The 16,235-nt window shown below is 75.0% G+C and carries 21 protein-coding genes; 6 read left to right on the top strand and 15 right to left on the bottom strand.

Features of this window, described 5'->3' with window-relative positions:
- Positions 1 to 16 precede the first annotated feature (16 nt).
- The gene (locus ACF08D_RS03140) at positions 17 to 421 is read right to left on the bottom strand and encodes a hypothetical protein (RefSeq protein ID WP_392220757.1); all 405 of its coding nucleotides are present in this window, start codon (positions 419 to 421) and stop codon (positions 17 to 19) included.
- Between the two features lie 96 nt (positions 422 to 517).
- Here ACF08D_RS03140 and ACF08D_RS03135 point away from each other — a divergent pair, with 96 nt between their 5' ends.
- Entirely contained in the window at positions 518 to 1,300 is a 783-nt protein-coding gene (locus tag ACF08D_RS03135; RefSeq protein WP_392220756.1) for an MBL fold metallo-hydrolase, read from the top strand.
- A complete protein-coding gene (locus ACF08D_RS03130; protein ID WP_392220755.1) occupies positions 1,297 to 1,914 on the top strand; it encodes a DedA family protein in 618 nt (205 codons plus the stop codon). Before ACF08D_RS03135 ends, ACF08D_RS03130 begins: the two co-directional genes overlap by 4 nt.
- Positions 1,915 to 1,931: 17 nt before the next feature.
- On the opposite strand, the gene ACF08D_RS03125 is transcribed toward ACF08D_RS03130, so the two are convergent.
- The 3 genes from ACF08D_RS03125 to ACF08D_RS03115 all read right to left on the bottom strand — a co-directional run bounded on the left by ACF08D_RS03125 (position 1,932) and on the right by ACF08D_RS03115 (position 5,168).
- A complete protein-coding gene (locus tag ACF08D_RS03125) occupies positions 1,932 to 2,975 on the bottom strand; it encodes an MBL fold metallo-hydrolase (RefSeq protein ID WP_392220754.1) in 1,044 nt (347 codons plus the stop codon).
- 13 nt (positions 2,976 to 2,988) lie between these two features.
- On the bottom strand, positions 2,989 to 4,215 hold the full coding sequence (locus ACF08D_RS03120) for an aminotransferase class I/II-fold pyridoxal phosphate-dependent enzyme (RefSeq protein WP_392220753.1): 1,227 nt from the start codon (positions 4,213 to 4,215) through the stop codon (positions 2,989 to 2,991).
- A gap of 158 nt (positions 4,216 to 4,373) precedes the next feature.
- Positions 4,374 to 5,168 (bottom strand): RNA polymerase sigma factor SigF, encoded by a 795-nt coding sequence (locus ACF08D_RS03115; protein ID WP_392220752.1) that lies wholly within the window; start codon positions 5,166 to 5,168, stop codon positions 4,374 to 4,376.
- A 316-nt stretch (positions 5,169 to 5,484) separates the two neighbouring features.
- On the opposite strand from ACF08D_RS03115, the gene ACF08D_RS03110 reads away from it, so the two are divergent.
- The 3 genes from ACF08D_RS03110 (at position 5,485) to ACF08D_RS03100 (ending at position 8,350) form a co-directional block, all read left to right on the top strand.
- Positions 5,485 to 7,275, top strand: a complete 1,791-nt coding sequence (locus ACF08D_RS03110) for a thiamine pyrophosphate-requiring protein (RefSeq protein ID WP_392220751.1) — start codon at positions 5,485 to 5,487, stop codon at positions 7,273 to 7,275.
- A gap of 88 nt (positions 7,276 to 7,363) precedes the next feature.
- Positions 7,364 to 7,738 (top strand): DUF2795 domain-containing protein, encoded by a 375-nt coding sequence (locus tag ACF08D_RS03105; RefSeq protein WP_392220750.1) that lies wholly within the window; start codon positions 7,364 to 7,366, stop codon positions 7,736 to 7,738.
- Between the two features lie 66 nt (positions 7,739 to 7,804).
- A complete protein-coding gene (locus tag ACF08D_RS03100; RefSeq protein ID WP_392220749.1) occupies positions 7,805 to 8,350 on the top strand; it encodes a type 1 glutamine amidotransferase domain-containing protein in 546 nt (181 codons plus the stop codon).
- Between the two features lie 111 nt (positions 8,351 to 8,461).
- On the opposite strand, the gene ACF08D_RS03095 is transcribed toward ACF08D_RS03100, so the two are convergent.
- The gene (locus ACF08D_RS03095) at positions 8,462 to 9,049 is read right to left on the bottom strand and encodes a TIGR03086 family metal-binding protein (RefSeq protein ID WP_392220748.1); all 588 of its coding nucleotides are present in this window, start codon (positions 9,047 to 9,049) and stop codon (positions 8,462 to 8,464) included.
- Positions 9,050 to 9,231: 182 nt separating this feature from the next.
- Here ACF08D_RS03095 and ACF08D_RS03090 point away from each other — a divergent pair, with 182 nt between their 5' ends.
- Positions 9,232 to 10,740 carry a bifunctional phosphatase PAP2/diacylglycerol kinase family protein gene (locus ACF08D_RS03090; protein ID WP_392220747.1) on the top strand — a complete coding sequence of 503 codons (1,509 nt, stop codon included), beginning with the start codon at positions 9,232 to 9,234 and terminating at the stop codon, positions 10,738 to 10,740.
- Between the two features lie 16 nt (positions 10,741 to 10,756).
- Here the strand turns inward: ACF08D_RS03090 and ACF08D_RS03085 are convergent, their stop codons facing one another.
- The 10 genes from ACF08D_RS03085 to ligD form a co-directional block, all read right to left on the bottom strand.
- A complete protein-coding gene (locus ACF08D_RS03085; RefSeq protein WP_392220746.1) occupies positions 10,757 to 11,536 on the bottom strand; it encodes a hypothetical protein in 780 nt (259 codons plus the stop codon).
- Between the two features lie 171 nt (positions 11,537 to 11,707).
- Entirely contained in the window at positions 11,708 to 11,983 is a 276-nt protein-coding gene (locus tag ACF08D_RS03080; protein WP_392220745.1) for a gas vesicle protein K, read from the bottom strand.
- Positions 11,980 to 12,234: a gas vesicle protein gene (locus ACF08D_RS03075; RefSeq protein ID WP_392220744.1), complete on the bottom strand. Its 255-nt coding sequence runs from the start codon at positions 12,232 to 12,234 to the stop codon at positions 11,980 to 11,982. Before ACF08D_RS03075 ends, ACF08D_RS03080 begins: the two co-directional genes overlap by 4 nt.
- On the bottom strand, positions 12,231 to 13,049 hold the full coding sequence (locus ACF08D_RS03070; RefSeq protein WP_392220743.1) for a GvpL/GvpF family gas vesicle protein: 819 nt from the start codon (positions 13,047 to 13,049) through the stop codon (positions 12,231 to 12,233). Before ACF08D_RS03070 ends, ACF08D_RS03075 begins: the two co-directional genes overlap by 4 nt.
- Positions 13,046 to 13,366: a gas vesicle protein gene (locus tag ACF08D_RS03065; protein ID WP_392220742.1), complete on the bottom strand. Its 321-nt coding sequence runs from the start codon at positions 13,364 to 13,366 to the stop codon at positions 13,046 to 13,048. Before ACF08D_RS03065 ends, ACF08D_RS03070 begins: the two co-directional genes overlap by 4 nt.
- Positions 13,363 to 13,599, bottom strand: a complete 237-nt coding sequence (locus ACF08D_RS03060) for a gas vesicle protein GvpG (protein ID WP_392220741.1) — start codon at positions 13,597 to 13,599, stop codon at positions 13,363 to 13,365. Before ACF08D_RS03060 ends, ACF08D_RS03065 begins: the two co-directional genes overlap by 4 nt.
- A 60-nt stretch (positions 13,600 to 13,659) precedes the next feature.
- Positions 13,660 to 14,376 (bottom strand): GvpL/GvpF family gas vesicle protein, encoded by a 717-nt coding sequence (locus tag ACF08D_RS03055; protein ID WP_392220740.1) that lies wholly within the window; start codon positions 14,374 to 14,376, stop codon positions 13,660 to 13,662.
- Complete coding sequence (locus tag ACF08D_RS03050; RefSeq protein ID WP_392220739.1) at positions 14,373 to 14,774, bottom strand: gas vesicle structural protein GvpA; 402 nt, start codon at positions 14,772 to 14,774, stop codon at positions 14,373 to 14,375. The genes ACF08D_RS03055 and ACF08D_RS03050 overlap by 4 nt, the downstream gene beginning before the upstream one ends.
- Positions 14,775 to 14,792: 18 nt before the next feature.
- Entirely contained in the window at positions 14,793 to 15,197 is a 405-nt protein-coding gene (locus ACF08D_RS03045) for a gas vesicle protein (RefSeq protein ID WP_392220738.1), read from the bottom strand.
- 66 nt (positions 15,198 to 15,263) lie between these two features.
- A complete protein-coding gene (ligD, locus tag ACF08D_RS03040) occupies positions 15,264 to 16,175 on the bottom strand; it encodes a non-homologous end-joining DNA ligase (protein ID WP_392220737.1) in 912 nt (303 codons plus the stop codon).
- Between the last annotated feature and the right edge of the window lie 60 nt (positions 16,176 to 16,235).

Raw genomic sequence — 16,235 nt, 5'->3', positions numbered from 1 at the left:
CGTTCGCTCCGCCCGCTCAGCAGCCGTCGTAGCCCGCGGTCGGCATCGAGAGCCGGCGGTGGACGTGGGCCTTCATCGCGGCGTCGTACGCCGGCTCGTCCAGGCCCGCCGTCTCCAGCCGTACGCCCCGGCGGGCGCACTCCGCGGTGAAGTCGCGCGCGGAGGTGAGGGCGCGGTCGAGGACACGGGCGTTGGGCGCGACGAACAGGTCGACGGCGCCGGACTCCACGTCGGCCCACAGCACCCGGTGGTCGGGCCGCATGTCGTAGAGGAGCAGTTCGCGGCGGACGACGTAGCCCCGGCCGGCGGCCCACCGCTCGCACATGGCGTGCTGGCTGCGGGTGTCGACCAGGAAGGGGTCGAGGTCGAGCTCCTCGAGCGGCGTCAGGCTCGCGATCGCCGCCACGCGTACGTCGTTCATGCCGCCGACACTACTCCGAACGTGTCCGGGGTAGGAGGCGCGCATCTACGCTCGTAGGAGCGTGGACGGGCGGTGCGGGAGCGAGGAGGGCGGGCGGTGGCGGTGGAGGTCACGTGGTGGGGTCATGCCACCTGTACGGTGCGGGACTCGGGGGTGCGGGTGCTGACCGACCCGCTGTTCGCGCGCCGGCTGGCGCACCTGAGGCGGCGGCGCGGGGCCCTGCCGCCCCCGGAGGCGGCGCGGGCGGCGGCCGTGCTGGTGTCGCACCTGCACTCCGACCATCTGCACCTGCCGTCCCTGGCCCGGCTCGCCCCGGGGACCCGGCTGGTCGTGCCGCGCGGGGCGACCGCCGCGGTGCCGGGGCTGCGGCGGCTGGCGGCGGCCCGCGGGCTGCCGGTCACGGAGGTGGTGGCCGGGGACGAGGTGAAGGTCGAGGAGCTGGTGGTACGGGCGGTGCCGGCCCGCCACGACGGGCGGCGCCTGCCGGTGGGGCCGCACCGCTCCCCCGCGCTCGGGTATGTGATCCGCGGGACGGCCCGGACGTACTTCGCCGGTGACACGGGGCTGTTCGACGGGATGGCCGCGGCCGTGGGCGAGGTGGACGTGGCGCTGCTGCCGGTGGGCGGCTGGGGGCCGTTCCTGGGGCCGGGGCACCTGAACGCGCACCGGGCGGCCGAGGCGCTGGCGGCCCTGTCGCCCCGGGTGGCGGTCCCGGTGCACTACGGCACGTACTGGCCGATCGGCATGGACGGGGTGCGCCCGCACGAGTTCCACTCCCCCGGTGACGAGTTCGCGCGCCACGCGGCGCGGCTCGCGCCGGAGGTGGCCGTGCTCCGACCGGGGCACGGCGAGACGGTACGGCCGGAGGTGTCCGGGTGATCGAGTCCCTGGTGGGCGCGGTGCCCTCCGAGTCGACCCAGCAGGCGGTGGCCTATCCGGCGCTGTTCCTGCTGGTGGTCGTGGGCGCGCTGGTCCCGGTGGTGCCGACGGGGGCGGTGGTCAGTTCGGCCGCGGTGGTGGCGTTCCACCAGTCGGCGCCCGCGGTGTCGCTGCTGGTGGTGTTCCTGCTGGCGTCGGGGGCGGCGTTCGCGGGGGACGTGGCGCTGTACTGGCTGGGGCGGCGCGGGGCGCACTCCCGGATCGGTTCGCGCCGGCTGGCGAAGCTGCGTGAGCGGGCCGCGCCGGACCGGCTGGAGCAGGCGCAGGCGCGGCTCGCGGAGCACCGGGTCTCCGTGCTGGTGCTGTCGCGGCTGGTGCCGGCCGGGCGGATACCGGTGATGCTGGCGTGCCTGCTGGCGGAGATGCCACTGAGCCGGTTCGTGCGCGGCAACCTGCCGGCGTGCCTGGCGTGGGCGGCGACGTACCAGCTCATCGGGGTCCTCGGCGGCTCGCTGTTCCCCCACCCGTGGCAGGGGGTGCTGGCGGCGGTCGTGCTGACGGTGGTCGTGGCCACGGCGCCGTCGGCCTGGCGGCGGGTGCGGGCGCCGGCCTGAGGGTCGCGGCCCGGGGCTCAGCCGAGCACGGCGGAGCCGCCGACCGGCAGGTCCCAGAGGCGGTCGCGGGGCAGGCCCGCCCTCTCCCAGGCGGCGCGGACGCGCAGGAGCGGTTCGAGGACCGGCTCGGAGGAGAGGACGAAGGTGGCCCAGTGCATGGGGGCCATGGTGCGGGCGCCGAGGTCCTGGAACGCCTGGACGGCCTCCTCGGGGTCGGTGTGGACGTCGCGGAGCCACCAGCGGGGGGCATACGCGCCGATGGGCAGGAGCGCGAGGTCGATGCCGGGGTGGCGGCGGCCGATCTCGCGGAACCAGTGGCCGTAGCCGGTGTCCCCGGCGAAGTACACGCGGTGCCCGCCCGGGTCGCGCAGCACCCAGCCGCCCCACAGGGTGCGGCAGGTGTCCGTGAGGGTCCGCTTGGACCAGTGGTGGGCCGGGACGAAGTCGAAGCGGACGCCGCCCACCTCGGTGCTCTCCCACCAGTCGAGTTCGGTGACGCGGGTGAAGCGGCGGCGGCGGAACCAGCGGCCGAGGCCGGCGGGGACCAGGACCGGGGTGTCGCGGGGCAGCCGGCGGACGGTGGGCGCGTCGAGGTGGTCGTAGTGGTTGTGGCTGATGACGACGGCGTCGACGGGCGGGAGGTCCTCCCACGGGACGCCGACGGGGGTGACACGGGCGGGCGTGCCGAGGATGCGGCGGGACCAGACGGGGTCGGTGAGGACGGTGAGCCCGCCGATGCGGACGACCCAGCTGGCGTGCCCGGCCCAGGTGACGGCGACCGTGCCGGGGCCGGCGGCGGGCAGCGGCCCGGGGGCGTACGGGAGGTGCGGGATGTCGCGGAGCCCCTCGGCGGTGGGGCGCAGGGTGCCCTCCCGGGCGAGCCGGGCCATGGCGCGGACGCCGGGGAGCGGGGCGGTGAGCCGGTCGGCGAAGGTCCGGGGCCAGGGGCGGTCGCGGGCGGGCAGGTGGGGGTCGGTGGCGCGGGGGCGGCCGGGGTCGTCGGCGGTGCCGGGCCGGTCCGCGCGGGGCTGCTCGCCGGTGGGTGCCGTCTGTTCCGTCATCTGCCAGCTCCGTTCACCGTGGGTCGTGCGGGTCGAGCAGTGCCGCACCGATGCCGTCCAGCGCCCGGGCCACGTGCGCCGGTGCGAGCGGGTCGGCGGCGGCGAGGGTCTCGGCGCGCTCCTCGGGCGTCGCGCCCAGCAGGGGGCCGGTGGCCAGGCGTACCCGCAGGGCGCCGAGTTCGTCGCCGAACCGGTGGCCGCCGGGGGCGGGGACGCCCAGCAGGTCGGCGAGCCAGGTCTCCAGCTCCATGGAGTCGGTGACGCCCCGGGCGGCGAGCCGGCCGCGCAGCGGGTTCAGGTCGGCGTAGAGGTGGCGTCCCGCGCGGGGCGGGAGGGCCAGGGCGCCGGCGTCCAGGACGGTGCGGTGCAGGGCGGCGGCGACCCGGGCGTGCAGGGCGGCGCCGGCGGCGGTGCGGGCGGTGACGGGGCCGGGTTCGCCCAGGGCGTGGGCGGCGGCCGCGGCGACGGGGGCGGCCACCTGGGCGCCGATGGCGGTGAGCCGGTCGAGGGTGCGGGCCGTCCGGGCGCGGCCGGGCGCGCCGGGCGGGAAGCGGGCCACGGCGACGGGCCAGGCGGCGGGGGTGAGCGCGCCGGCGAGGTCGTGCAGGACGGTGACGTCCTCGGGGCACATCTCGGCGGGGCTGACGAACATGGTGTCGTGGGGGTCGTGCAGGGTGTCGCGCCAGGTCTCGTCGCTGATGATGTGCAGGCCCTCGGCGACGGCGGCCTCGCACGTCTCGCGGACCACCTCGGGCGGGGCGACGGTGGCGGTGGGGTCGTCGGCCACCGAGAGCAGCAGGACCGCCGGGTGGCCGCCCTCGGCGCGGACGCGCCGTACGGTCTCCAGGAGCGCGAACGGGTCGGGCACTCCGCCGCACTCGGCGGGCGTCGGCACGTGGTAGGCGGGCAGCCCCAGGAGCCGGGCCTGCGGGGTCCACCAGGCGGGGCAGGGCCGGGGCATCAGGACGTCGCCGCCGTGCGCGGCCATCAGGGCGGACAGCAGCGGCTGGGCGCCGGGGGCGGCGGCGAGGTCCTCGGGGTGGCAGCGCAGTCCGCGGCGCCACCAGTAGCCGCAGGCGGCGTCGCGCAGGACGGGGCCGCCGCCGGGCGGTTCGGGTTCGGTGCGGTGGGCGGCCCGGGCGAGCACGCCGGCCAGTTCGGGCAGGACGGGGAGCCCGGTGCCGGGTGCGGGCGGTCCGTACCGGACGGGTCCGCGTCCTCGCGTGTCCGGCTGCCGCATGTGCTCACCTCCGCCGCCGTGGAGCCGTGCCGCTGGTGGTCCGCTGGTGGTCCGGGGCGGGGGCAGGTGCCCGGCCCCACGGCCCTTTATACGGAGGTTCCGCGCGGCGCGCCGCTCCAGAGCGTGCCGCCCCCGCGGTGGCGGGGGCGGCGGGCTCCTCAGGCGGCGACGTCCCGCATGATGTCCTCCCGCATCTGGGTGCAGCAGCGGCTGATCAGGCGGGAGACGTGCATCTGGGAGATGCCGAGGTCCTCGGCGATCCTGCTCTGCGTCATGTCGCGGAAGAACCGCATGTAGAGGATCTTCTGCTCGCGCTCCGGCAGGCTGCGCAGGCGCGGTTTGACCGACTCGCGGTCGATGACGACGTCGAGGGCGGGGTCGGGTCCGCCGAGGGCGTCGACGAGGGTGTAGCCGTCCTCGGTGCCGGGGAGTTCGGCGTCCAGGGAGAGGGCGGTGAAGCTGTCGAGGGCTTCGAGCCCGGCCATCGCCTCCTCCTCCGTCATGCCGGCCTTCTTGGCGATCTCGGACACGGTGGGAGCGCGGCCTCCGACCGTGTGCGAGAGCTCCTGGTAGGCGGCGCGGACGCGGCCGCGCAGGTCCTGGACGCGGCGCGGGACGTGGAGGGTCCACATGTGGTCGCGGAAGTGGCGCTTGATCTCGCCGGTGATGGTGGGGACGGCGAAGCTCTCGAAGGCGGCGCCGCGTTCGGGGTCGTACCGGTCGACGGCCTTGACCAGCCCGAGGGCGGCGACCTGCCGGAGGTCCTCCAGGGACTCGCCCCGGTTGCGGAACCGGCCGGCGAGCCGGTCGGCCATGGGGAGCCAGGCACGGACGATGTCCTGCCGGACGGCTTCCCGCTCCTCGCCCTCGGGCAGGGTCGCCAGGCGCTGGAAGGCCGCGGCGGTGTCCGGGGCGTCGTCGTGCGGATGCTTCGTGTGAGCGAGAGTACGCATGATGCTTTTCAGCTCCCTGAACGGCGCTGACGGTTGACTGTCACCCCGAGGAGAGCTCCTTTCCCCGGGCACAGGACACGCCCGGAACGGTTCGCCGCTCCCACGGACGTGCCTCCGGTCCGAAGCACGAGGTGCGCCTGCCCTGGGCGGTCCCGGGCAAACTCCGTGCTTCCATGCTGGCCGCGATCGGGCGTTTCCGCCCCTCGGGGGCGCGGTACCCGGGCTGGTACTGCTCCGGCGCATTGCCGTTACCGACGAGTAGTTCCGTGCGCGGATTTCCGCGCGGACACCACCGTGAGGCCCGGGAGGACCGCAGATGAGCAAGGACGTCGCCGACCAGATCCTCGAACGGCTGCGCGAGTGGGACGTGGAGTACGTGTTCGGCTATCCGGGCGACGGCATCAACGGGCTCATCGCCGCCTGGGGCCGCGCGGAGAACCGGCCCCGCTTCGTCCAGGCCCGGCACGAGGAGATGGCCGCCTTCCAGGCGGTCGGGTACGCGAAGTTCGCCCACCGCCTCGGGGTGTGCGTGGCGACCTCCGGGCCGGGCGCGATCCATCTGCTGAACGGGCTGTACGACGCCAAGCTGGACCACGTCCCGGTCGTCGCGATCGTCGGCCAGACCGCGCGCAGCGCGATGGGCGGCTCGTACCAGCAGGAGGTCGACCTGCACTCCCTGTTCAAGGACGTCGCGTCGGACTTCATCGCCACGGTCAACGTGCCCGAGCAGCTGCCCAACGTCCTCGACCGGGCCGTCCGCACCGCCTACGCGCGCCGCTGCCCCACCGTGGTGATCGTCCCGGGCGATGTGCAGGAGCTCGAATACACCCCGCCCACCCACGAGTTCAAGATGGTGCCGTCCAGCCTGGACCGCAGCGCGTGGACCGCGGTGCCCTCCGACGACGCCCTGGAGCGGGCCGCCGAGGTGCTCAACTCCGGGGAGAAGCCCGCCCTCCTGATCGGGCAGGGCGCCGCGACGGCGCGCGCGGAGGTCGAGGAGGTCGCCGACCTGCTGGGCGCGGGCGTCGCCAAGGCGCTGCTCGGCAAGGACGCCCTCTCCGACGAACTGCCCTATGTCACCGGGTCGATCGGGCTGCTGGGCACCCGGCCGTCGTGGGAGCTGATGCAGGGCTGCGACACCCTGCTGACGGTCGGCTCCAGCTTCCCGTACAGCCAGTTCCTGCCGGAGTACGGGCAGGCGCGTGCGGTGCAGATCGACATCGACCCGCACATGGCCGGGATGCGCTACCCGTACGAGGTGAACCTGATCGGCGACGCGCGCGCCACGCTGCGCCGGCTGATCCCGCTGCTGCGGCGCAACCGGAAGCGCGGCTGGCGGGAGAAAACCGAGAAGTCGGTGCGCCGCTGGGCGGAGGTCATGGACCGGCGGGCGGCGGTGAGCAGCGAGCTGATCAACCCGGAGTACGTGGCGCGGACGCTGTCGCCGCTGCTGCCGGACCGGGCGCTGCTGACCTGCGACTCCGGCTCGGTGGCGAACTGGTACGCGCGGCACGTCACGATGCGCGGCGACATGCGCGGTTCGCTGTCCGGCACGCTCGCCACCATGGGCTGCGGGGTGCCGTACGCGATCGGCGCCAAGTTCGCCCATCCCGACCGGCCCGTGGTGGCCCTGGTCGGCGACGGGGCGATGCAGATGAACGGGCTGGCCGAGCTGATCACCGCGGCGAAGTACCGGCACCAGTGGGACGATCCGCGCCTGGTGATCGGCGTGTGGAACAACCGGGACCTCAACCAGGTGACCTGGGAGCTGCGCGCGATGGGCGACTCCCCGTCGTTCCTGCCCTCGCAGGAGCTGCCGGACGTCCCGTACGCGCTGTTCGCGGAGTCCGTCGGGCTGATGGGCCTGCGGGTGGAGAAGGCGGACGAGGTGGAGAGCGCCTGGCGGACGGCGCTGGCGGCGGACCGCCCGGCGGTCGTCGAGTTCGTCACCGACCCGTCCGTACCGCCGATCCCGCCGCACGCCACCTGGCAGCAGATGGAGTCGACCGTCGCGGCCCTGGTGAAGGGCGACGCCGACCGGGGCGCGGTGGTGAAGCAGGGACTGAAGGCGAAGGTCCAGGAGTTCCTGCCGGGCCGCAGGACGTGACCGATCCGGGCGGGTCCACCCGGGTTTGCGGCCGTCCCGCCGGGTACCCGCCGGGCGACCGCACACGGAAGATCGTGGAGGGCCCCCCATGCAGCGAGGCAGCGACCGGCTCAGCCGCCGCCAGGACGACGAGATGAAGCACCAGCTCAAGGGGCTGCTCAGGTCCGGGCACCCGACGCGGACCGAGGAGTGGCACGACCCGGAGCCGGTTGCCGAGGACGACCCGGAGCTGGCACCGCCCCGGGCCCACACCGACCGGTTCGAGGCGCTGCGCCTGGAGCTGGGCCGGCACCTGGCCCGGACGCCGTTCCCCGCCCACCGCGGCGACCTGCTGCGGATGCTGCGGGAGCGGCACGCGCCCGACCCGCTCGTGGAGCGGGTGGCGGCGCTGTCCGGCGACCGCACCTACCGGAGCGTCCAGGACGTGGCGGTGGCCCTGGAGCGGCCGCCGCACCCGGCCTGACCGGCCGGACATGCCGACGGCCGGTACGGGTACCCGTACCGGCCCGACAGCCAGAAAGGAACCACTGTGCAGATCGCGTTTCTCGTGGCGCCCGAAGGCGTCGAACAGGTGGAGCTCACCGACCCCTGGCAGGCGGTGAAGGACGCCGGACATACCCCCGTCCTCGTCTCGACCGACGACGGTGAGATCCAGGCGTTCCACCACCTGGACAAGGCGGACACCTTCCCGGTCGACCGCACCGTCGCGGACACCTCGGCCGCGGACTACGGCGGCCTGGTGCTGCCCGGCGGTGTCGCCAACCCGGACTTCCTGCGGATGGACGACAAGGCCGTCGCCTTCGTCCGGGACTTCTTCGAGGCGGGGAAGCCGGTGGCGGCCATCTGCCACGCGCCCTGGACCCTCGTGGAGGCCGACGTGGTGCGCGGCCGGACGCTCACCTCGTGGCCGAGCCTGCGCACCGACATCCGCAACGCCGGCGGCGAGTGGGTGGACGAGCAGGTGAAGGTGTGCGAGGCGCGGCCGGGCACGCTCATCACCAGCCGCAAGCCGGACGACCTGAAGGCGTTCTGCGAGGCGTTCACGGCGGAGTTCGCGAAGGTCTCGGACGGCTGAGGCCCCGGGACTCCCCCGGACCGGCTCCTCGTCCCGCGCGGCGGACGAGGAGCCTCGTCGTGTACGGACCCCCGCCGGACCGCCCCGCCGGCCGGCCCGGCCGGCGTGCGGTCAGACCCGGCGGCCCACCAGGGCGAGCAGCTTCGTCTGGTCGTCGGCGTCCGGCGGCGGGGTGAGCCGCGGGGCGAACAGCCCGCTCCCGGCCAGGCTGTCCGCGTACGGCGAGACCTCCCGCAGGGTGAACGCCACCAGGTCGTGCGGGAGCCGCTCGTCCGCGCCGATGGCCCGCGACAGGTCCCAGGCGTGGACGACCAGGTCGGCCACCATCTGGGCGCAGTACGCGGTGGCCGGGGCCTGGCCCGACGAGAGGTGCACCGTGCGGTCCAGGGCGCCCTTCTCCAGGAAGACGTCCCGGGACTCGGCGGCGGCCCGGTCCCACACGCCGACCGGGTCGTCGCCCAGGACGTCCCCGTCGAAGGCGTCGCCGACCTGCTCCATCGTGCGGTGCTCCCGGACCATGGGCGCCACCCACAGCTGCTCGGCGGTGAGGTGGTTGACCAGGTCCCGCACCGACCAGTCCGTGCAGGGGGTCGGCCTGTCCCACTGGTCCTGCCGTACGGCGTGCACCCGCGCGCCGAACAGGTCGAGAGCCTCGCCGTGCCGGGCGAGGAGCGTGCTGGGCACATGGGGGTTCGGCACCGCTGGTCACCTCCGTCGTTCCGCTGCTGTCACCCGGTCCACTCTTCCCGGCACCGCCGCCCCGCGCCACGCGGGGGACCTGTGCGGCGGACGGACGCCGTACCGCCCTCCTCCGGTGTGATCTTCGTCGCCAGGGCGGGGCGGTACGCGTGGGCGGTGGGGCGAGTGGGTACGCGCCGGGCATGTCCGACACCTCTGCCCCGCAGCCGGCCGACTCCGTCCGCGACCGGGTGACCGCCCGGCTCGGCGACTGGGACCGGGAGGTCTTCCACCGGGTCGCCACCCGGCACTGGCCGGGTGGCGACCTGGTGCTGCCCCGGCTGAGCCACGCCGCCAACCACGGGCTGCTGTGGTTCGGCGCCGCCGCCGGGATGGCCGTCCTCGGCCGGGGTGCCCGGTCCCGCCGGGCCGCGGTGCGCGGGGTGGCGTCCCTGGCCCTGGCGTCGGCGGCCATCAACACGGTCGGCAAGCGTTCGGTGCGCCGCGCCCGGCCGGTGCGGGACGCCGTGCCGATGGTGCGGCAGCTGAAGAAGCAGCCGTTCACCACGTCGTTCCCGTCCGGGCACTCCGCCTCGGCCGCCGCCTTCGCGACCGGTGTGCTGCTGGAGTCCCGGGGCTGGGGCGCGGCGGTGGTGCCGGTCGCCGCCGCGGTGGCGCTGTCCCGCGTCTACACGGGCGTGCACTACCCGGGCGACGTACTCGCCGGCGCGGCCCTCGGGGTCGGCGCCGCCTTCGCCGTACGCGGCATCGTGCCCACCCGGTCGCAGCTGCCCGCGCCGGGCCGTCCGCACGCCGACGCGCCCGCCCTGCCCGGTGGCGAGGAGCTGGTGGTCGTCGTCAACCGGGCTTCCGGCTCCGCCGACCAGGCCGCCCTGGTCCGGGACGCGCTGCCGCGCGCCGAGGTGCTGGAGTGCGCGCCCGAGGACATGCCGCAGGCGATGGAGAAGGCCGCCGCGTCCGGGCGGTGCCGGGCGCTGGGCGTGCTGGGCGGCGACGGCACCGTCAACCGGGCGGCGGCGCTGGCCGCCCGGTACGGCCTGCCGCTCGCGGTGTTCCCGGGCGGCACGCTCAACCACTTCGCGTACGACCTGGGCATCGAGACGGTCCACGACACCTGCCGCGCGCTGGCCGGGGGCGACGCGGTCCGGGTGGACCTGGGGCGCTTCACCCCGGGCCCGGAGGGCGCCGCGCACGGCTACTTCGTCAACACCTTCAGCCTGGGTGTCTACCCGGAGCTGGTACGGCTCCGGGAGCGCTGGGCACCCCGGGTGGGCGGCTGGCCCGCCGGGGTGCTGGCGGCGCTGCGGGTGCTGCGCGGCGAGCACCCGCTGGAGGCGGAGGTGCACGGGCGGCGGCGCCCGCTGTGGCTGCTGTTCGCCGGGAACTGCGCCTACCGGCGGATGGGCCCGACCCCGGGCCGGCGCCACGACCTGGCGGACGGGGTGCTGGACGTGCGGGTGGTGCACGGCGGCCGGCTGCCGGGGCTGCGGCTGCTGGCGGCGGCGCTGGCGGGCCCGCTCAGCCGCTCGCCGGTGCACGCGGCGGAGCACCTGCGGCGGCTGCGCGTGACGGGCCTGGCGCCGGGGACGCCCCTGGCGTACGACGGCGAGGTGACCCGGGCGCCGCGGGAGCTGCTGATCGACAAGGCGGACGAGGCGCTGACGGTCTACCGCCCGCGCACCGGCTCCTGAAGCTCCTGAAGGCGCGTCAGCGGCCGAGGGTCCCGGTGTCGCCCATGACGATGACGGGCTCCTTGGCCGGGTCGAGGGCGAGCAGCAGCCGGCGCATGTCGTCGCGCCGCAGGGAGACGCACGCCCGGGTGGGCCCGCCGTGGTCGACGTGGATCCAGACGCCGCCGCCCTTGGCGGCGCCGAGGGGGCGGACCTTGTTCAGTGGCGAGGTGCCGGGGACGCGGTTGTAGTCGATCGCCACCACATGGTCGAAGGAGCCCTCCAGCGGTTCGCCGAGGAAGCCCGTGCCGGGCATGTTGAACTCCTCGCTGCGATCGTAGGGCAGCTTGGTCCCGGGGTCGGGCAGGCGTCCGCCGGCGTCACCGAGGGCGAACACCCCGATCGGCGAGCGCAGGTCCCCGGCGCGGTGGTCGGCGGTCCAGCCGCGCAGCGCGTTGTGCGCGGGCCAGGGCTGGCTGACGGCCTTCCAGCCGGTCGCGGGGTCCCTTTCGTACAGCACGGCGGTCGACTGGTGCGCGTGGGGGCCGTCGCCCTTGACGACCAGGGCCTGGGAGCTGGAGCCGGGGATGCGGGCGCGGGTGGCGGGGCCGATGCCGGGGATCTCGGCGGGCGCGGTGAGCGCGGGGGCTCCGGGCGCCGGGGCGCTGGCCGCCGGAGTGCGGCCCCCGGCGGGCCGCTGCCCGGCCTGGGGGCCGGCGCACCCGGCGAGGAGGAGCCCGGCGCAGGCCGCGCCGATGAGCGCGCGGCGTCCCGCGCGGGTGACGACGGGCGTGTCGACGGGCGAATCGGCGGGCATGTCGGAGCCTTTCCCTCATCTGCCGGCGGCCGTGCGGCGCGGACTGGCGACCACGGGTCCGATGATCGGCTGATCCGGCCGCCGGAGCACGGCGGTGGCGGGGCGACGCGCGGCAAGTTCCCCCGGTCCCCGTAGCGGCCCGGGGCTCCGCCCGCGCCCCGCCCGGCCCGGCTAGAGGAGGGGGCCGAGCGGGCCGAGGTCGAGGTTGAGGTCCTCCGGTTCGAGTCCGAAGCGGGTGCGGAGCAGCTCCATGCGGTCCTCCAGCAGCATGAGCGTGGTCCCGATCCGCTCCTCCTGCTCCTCGGTGAGGTCGCCGCCCTCGACCCGGCGCAGGGCCTGGCGCTCCATGAGCTGGCGGAGCAGCTCGATGACGGTGAGGACGAGCCGGGCGAGGTCGCGTTCGACGGTGTCGGGGTCCAGCTCCACCCGGCGGCGTGACGTGGTCATGGGCGCACCTCCCAGGGCTGCTGCCGCCCGGGCTCCTCGTCGGCCGCGTCCCCCCAGGGCGAGGGGACGTTCTCGTTGACCGAGCTGATGAGGGCCTTGAGGTCGACGCGTACGAGGTCGACGTCGGCGATCCGGAGGGTGAGGTCCCCCGCGAGGACCACGCCGCCGGCCAGCAGCCGGTCGAGGAGGTCGACCAAGGCGATGCGCCGTTCGGCGAGGGGCTCGGGGACAGTGGGGGCCGGGACGGTCATCGGCCCGCCTCCTGCGGCGCGGGGCCGCCGTGCGGTGCGGGGGCCTCCTCGGCGATCCCGGCGAAGGAGTACGGGGCCCAGGGCCCGGTCAGCTCCACCCGTACGCCCGGCTCGGCGACCGCCTCGACCAGCTCGACGAACCGCTCGCTGTGGTCGCGGTCCACCAGATAGGCGGCGTTCAGCACATTGACGCCGGCCGCGCCGGACAGGCGGGTGTCCTGCGGGCGGTGGACGGTGGCGGCCTCGGCGCGCCCGGCCAGCTCCTGGTGCAGCCGGCGGCACACGGCGTCCGCGCGCTGCCAGTCGCCGTCACGGCTGCGGCGCTCCTGGAGCCGGCGGCGCAGGTAGTCGCGCCCGCTCGCCCCGGCGGCCGGCGCGTCCGGCTGCCCGGCCTCCGGCGCGGCGGGCGCGCCGGGCTCCGCGTACACCTTGACGCCCCACTCGACCCGGCCGTCCAGCCGCTCCAGCGCCCGGACGAACCGCTCCTCGCCGTCCTCCAGCAGGCGCCGCACCCCGCTGTCGTCCCGGCAGACGGTCGCGAGCCGCAGTGGCAGCGGGCACGTCACCGTGGACAGGGCGGCGACGACCGCGTCGTGGGCGCGCGCGGTGGCGGCGAGCCAGTCGAGGTCCTCCAGCCGGGCGCGCAGGGGCGCCTCGTCGAAGTCCTCGGCGGGCACGGCGCCCACCACGGCCACCAGGTCGCCGTGGCGCAGCAGCCGGGGCGGTTCGCCGCCGATGCCGTGGGCGCCCTCGGGCAGGACGCCGTCGAAGGGGCGGGTGACGGCGTAGACGTAACGCAGCCGGTCGGTGCTCATGCGGTGCGTTCCTCCAGTTCGGCGATGCGGCGCTGGAGATCGGCGTTCTCCCGGGCGAGTTCGCTGCTCCGGGCGCGGGTGGAGAGGGCGGGGTCGCTCTCCCACCAGTCGATGCCCATCTCCTTGGCCCGGTCGACGGAGGCGACGACGAGGCGCAGCTTGATGGTGAGCAGCTCGATGTCCAGCAGGTTGATCTTGATGTCGCCGGCGATGACGACGCCCTTGTCCAGGACGCGTTCGAGGATGTCGGCCAGGTTGGCGCTGCTGCCCTCGGAGGCGTACGGGCTGGGCAGTCCGCCGGGGCGGGGGGTGGTCATGGCTGTCTCGGGCCCTTCTCCAGGCGGTCGAGCAGCTCGTCCTCCCGGCGGTCGAATTCCTCTTCGTCGATCTCGCCCGCCTCGAGGAGCTGGTTGAGGCGGGCGAGTTCGCGCTGCACGGCGGCGGGGTCGTAGTACTGCCGCTCCGCCTCCGCCACCACCTGGCGCAGCACCCAGGCGGTGCCGCGCAGGGGGGCGGCGGGCAGGAGCAGCAGCTCACCCAGCAGGCCCATGCTCGGTCCTTCCGGTCGTCGCTCCGGTGAGCGCGCCCGGCGGGGTCGGCCCCCGCGGGCTCACTCCACGAAGCTGTAGGGCGGCAGCGGTCCGTTCACCTGGAGCACGAGGTGGGTGTGCGTCTTCTGGAACGAGTCGATCGCGGCGACGAAGGAGTCGGCGCGCTCACGGTCCACCAGGAACGAGATGTTCGCCAGCCAGCCGCCGCTCTCGGGTCCCGGCCGCAGGTCGGCCGCCTCGGTCTCCAGCGTCTGCTGGATGAGCACGGCGTCGCCGGACTCGCGCTGCTGCACGGCGGCGGCGACGCGCTCGCCGAGGGCGATCTTCTGCTCGTAGGTGCCGCCGCCCGCGGCGCGGTTGGCCTCGCTGAGCTTGCGCAGCTCGGGGTTGTCGGCGAGCACGCGGTGGAGGACGGCCTCCTCGTCGTGGCTGGCCTTGACGTTGTACTCGACCTTGTCGTCGAGGGCGCGCAGCCGTTCGAGGTAGTGCTCCTCGCGCTCCGAGAGGACGGTGAGGACCGCGTCGTCGTCGGGCGAGACGCCGCCGAAGCGCATGGGCAGGACGGCACCGCCCGCGCCCGCCTCGGCGAGCACGTTCTGATGGGCCATCAGGTCACGGCGCTTGGGCCGCAGGTCGTCGGGGGCGTCGCTGACGAGCGCGGCCAGCGCGCCGTGCTTGAGCACCCGGACGGGCTGCGCCGGGTCGCCGATGCCGCCCATCTTCTCGGGGAGTCCGGGGTGTGAGCTCCGCGCGATTCCGTAGACGTACGTGCTCACTCCTGCTCCTCCTTCTTGCGGGACGTCGAGCGGCTGGACGAGCTGCCGCCGGTGGACGACCCCTTCAGTGCGTCAGAGATGGTCTCGGCGGCGCCGGACAGCGCCCCCTTGGACTTCCCGCGGGCGCCGGACTCGGTCATCTCGCCGACCAGGTCGGGGAGTCCGGGGTTCTTGCGGGGGCCGGCCTCCAGGTCGAGGCGGTTGCACGCCTCGGCGAAGCGGAGGTAGGTGTCGACGCTGGCGACGACGACCCGCACGTCGATCTTCAGGATCTCGATGCCGACCAGCGACACCCGGACGAACGCGTCGATCACGAGTCCCCGGTCGAGGACGAGTTCGAGGACGTCGTACAGGCCGCTGCTGCCGCCGCCGCTCTGCTGTGCCGGGACTACGGTCATGGTGGAGTGCCTCCCTCCCTAGGAACGGTCCGACCTGCCGCGCTCGTAGCGGCGGACACGCCGGTAGCCACTGAGTTCGCCGTTTTCGTCGAGTTCGACCTCGTAGGAGGCGAGCAGGCTCATCGTGTCGGGGACACGGGCCAGTTCGAGCACCTCGACGTTCAGGCTCCAGCCGTCGTCGGTGCGTTCGAACGACGACACCGACTCGGCTTCCATGCCGGTGAGTTCGGCGAGCTGGGCGCATGCGCCGCGCAGCACCTGCATGGGGCTCGGCGGTCGTTCCTCGGGCTGTTGTTGTGCCCGGGCGCTTTTCGCCCGGGCGCTGGTGGTCTTCCGTGTGCCGCTCCTCGATGTGCCGGAGGAGCCGCTCCCGGATTTCTGGGTGTCTGGGGTGTCTTGGGTGTCTTCGGATGTGTTCGCCATGGTTGCCTCGCTCTTCTGGTTGCCGTGACTCGGGTCCGCAAACCCTTGGCCTGTGGTTGGTGCGGTTCAGCGCAGCGCGTCGAGGCGCCGGCGGGCCGGGCCGAGGGCGCGCGGCCGGGTCGCGGCGCCCTCCCACGGGGTGCTGCGGGCCTGTTCGAGCACCGTCGCGACGGTCCAGCGGCGGGCGTGGGTGGCGGGGTCGTCCAGCTGGTCCCAGCGCAGCGGGGTGGCCACCGGCGCGCCGGGCCGCGCCCGTACGGAGTAGGGGGCGACGGCGGTCTGGGCGTAGCCGTTGCGCTGGACGTCCAGGTAGAGGCGGTCGCCTCGGGCCTTCTTGCGCGGGGCGGTGGTGAGTTCGTCCGGGTGGGCGGCGGCGAGGGTCTCGGCGACGTCGTGCGCGAAGGCGCGGACGTCGTCGAAGTCGCCGCGTCCGTCCAGCGGGACGATGACGTGCAGCCCCTTGGAGCCGGTCGTCATCAGCGCCGAGGGCAGCCGGATCGCGTCGAGGAGTTCGCCGAGCCGGTGGGCCGCGCGCCGTACGGCCTCGAAGTCGTCCTCGGGCGGGTCGAGGTCGAAGACCATCCGGTCGGGCCGGTGCGGCGTCGCGGCGCGGGACTGCCAGCGGTGCAGGGTGACGCACGCCTGGTCGGCGAGGTGGACCAGGGTGGCGGTGTCGTCGCACACGGTGTGGGTGACGGTGCCGCCCTCCTTGGGCAGCTCCACGCGGTGGACCCAGTCCGGGTAGTGGTCGGGCGTGTCCTTCTGCATGAAGCGGGGCCCGTCGATGCCGTCCGGGTGCCGCTCCAGCATCAGGGGCCTGCCGCGCAGCTGCGGGAGCATGAAGGGCGCGACGGAGCGGTAGTAGTCGGCGAGGTCCGCCTTGGTGATCCCGTCCTCGGGGAAGAGGACCTTGTCGGGACGGTGGACGTCGACGGTCCGGCGGCCGGCTCGCACGGCCCTGGCGCTGCTCGTCCTCATCGTCTGCGCGTACCCGGGCGGACCGGGCGCACACGCCGCAATCCCGTTGCGCGGCCCGGG

The organism is Streptomyces sp. NPDC015131 (assembly GCF_043079975.1).
GTDB lineage: Bacteria > Actinomycetota > Actinomycetes > Streptomycetales > Streptomycetaceae > Streptomyces.
Note: the sequence above shows the minus strand (reverse complement) of the source record. Positions and strands in the feature narration are given on the sequence as shown.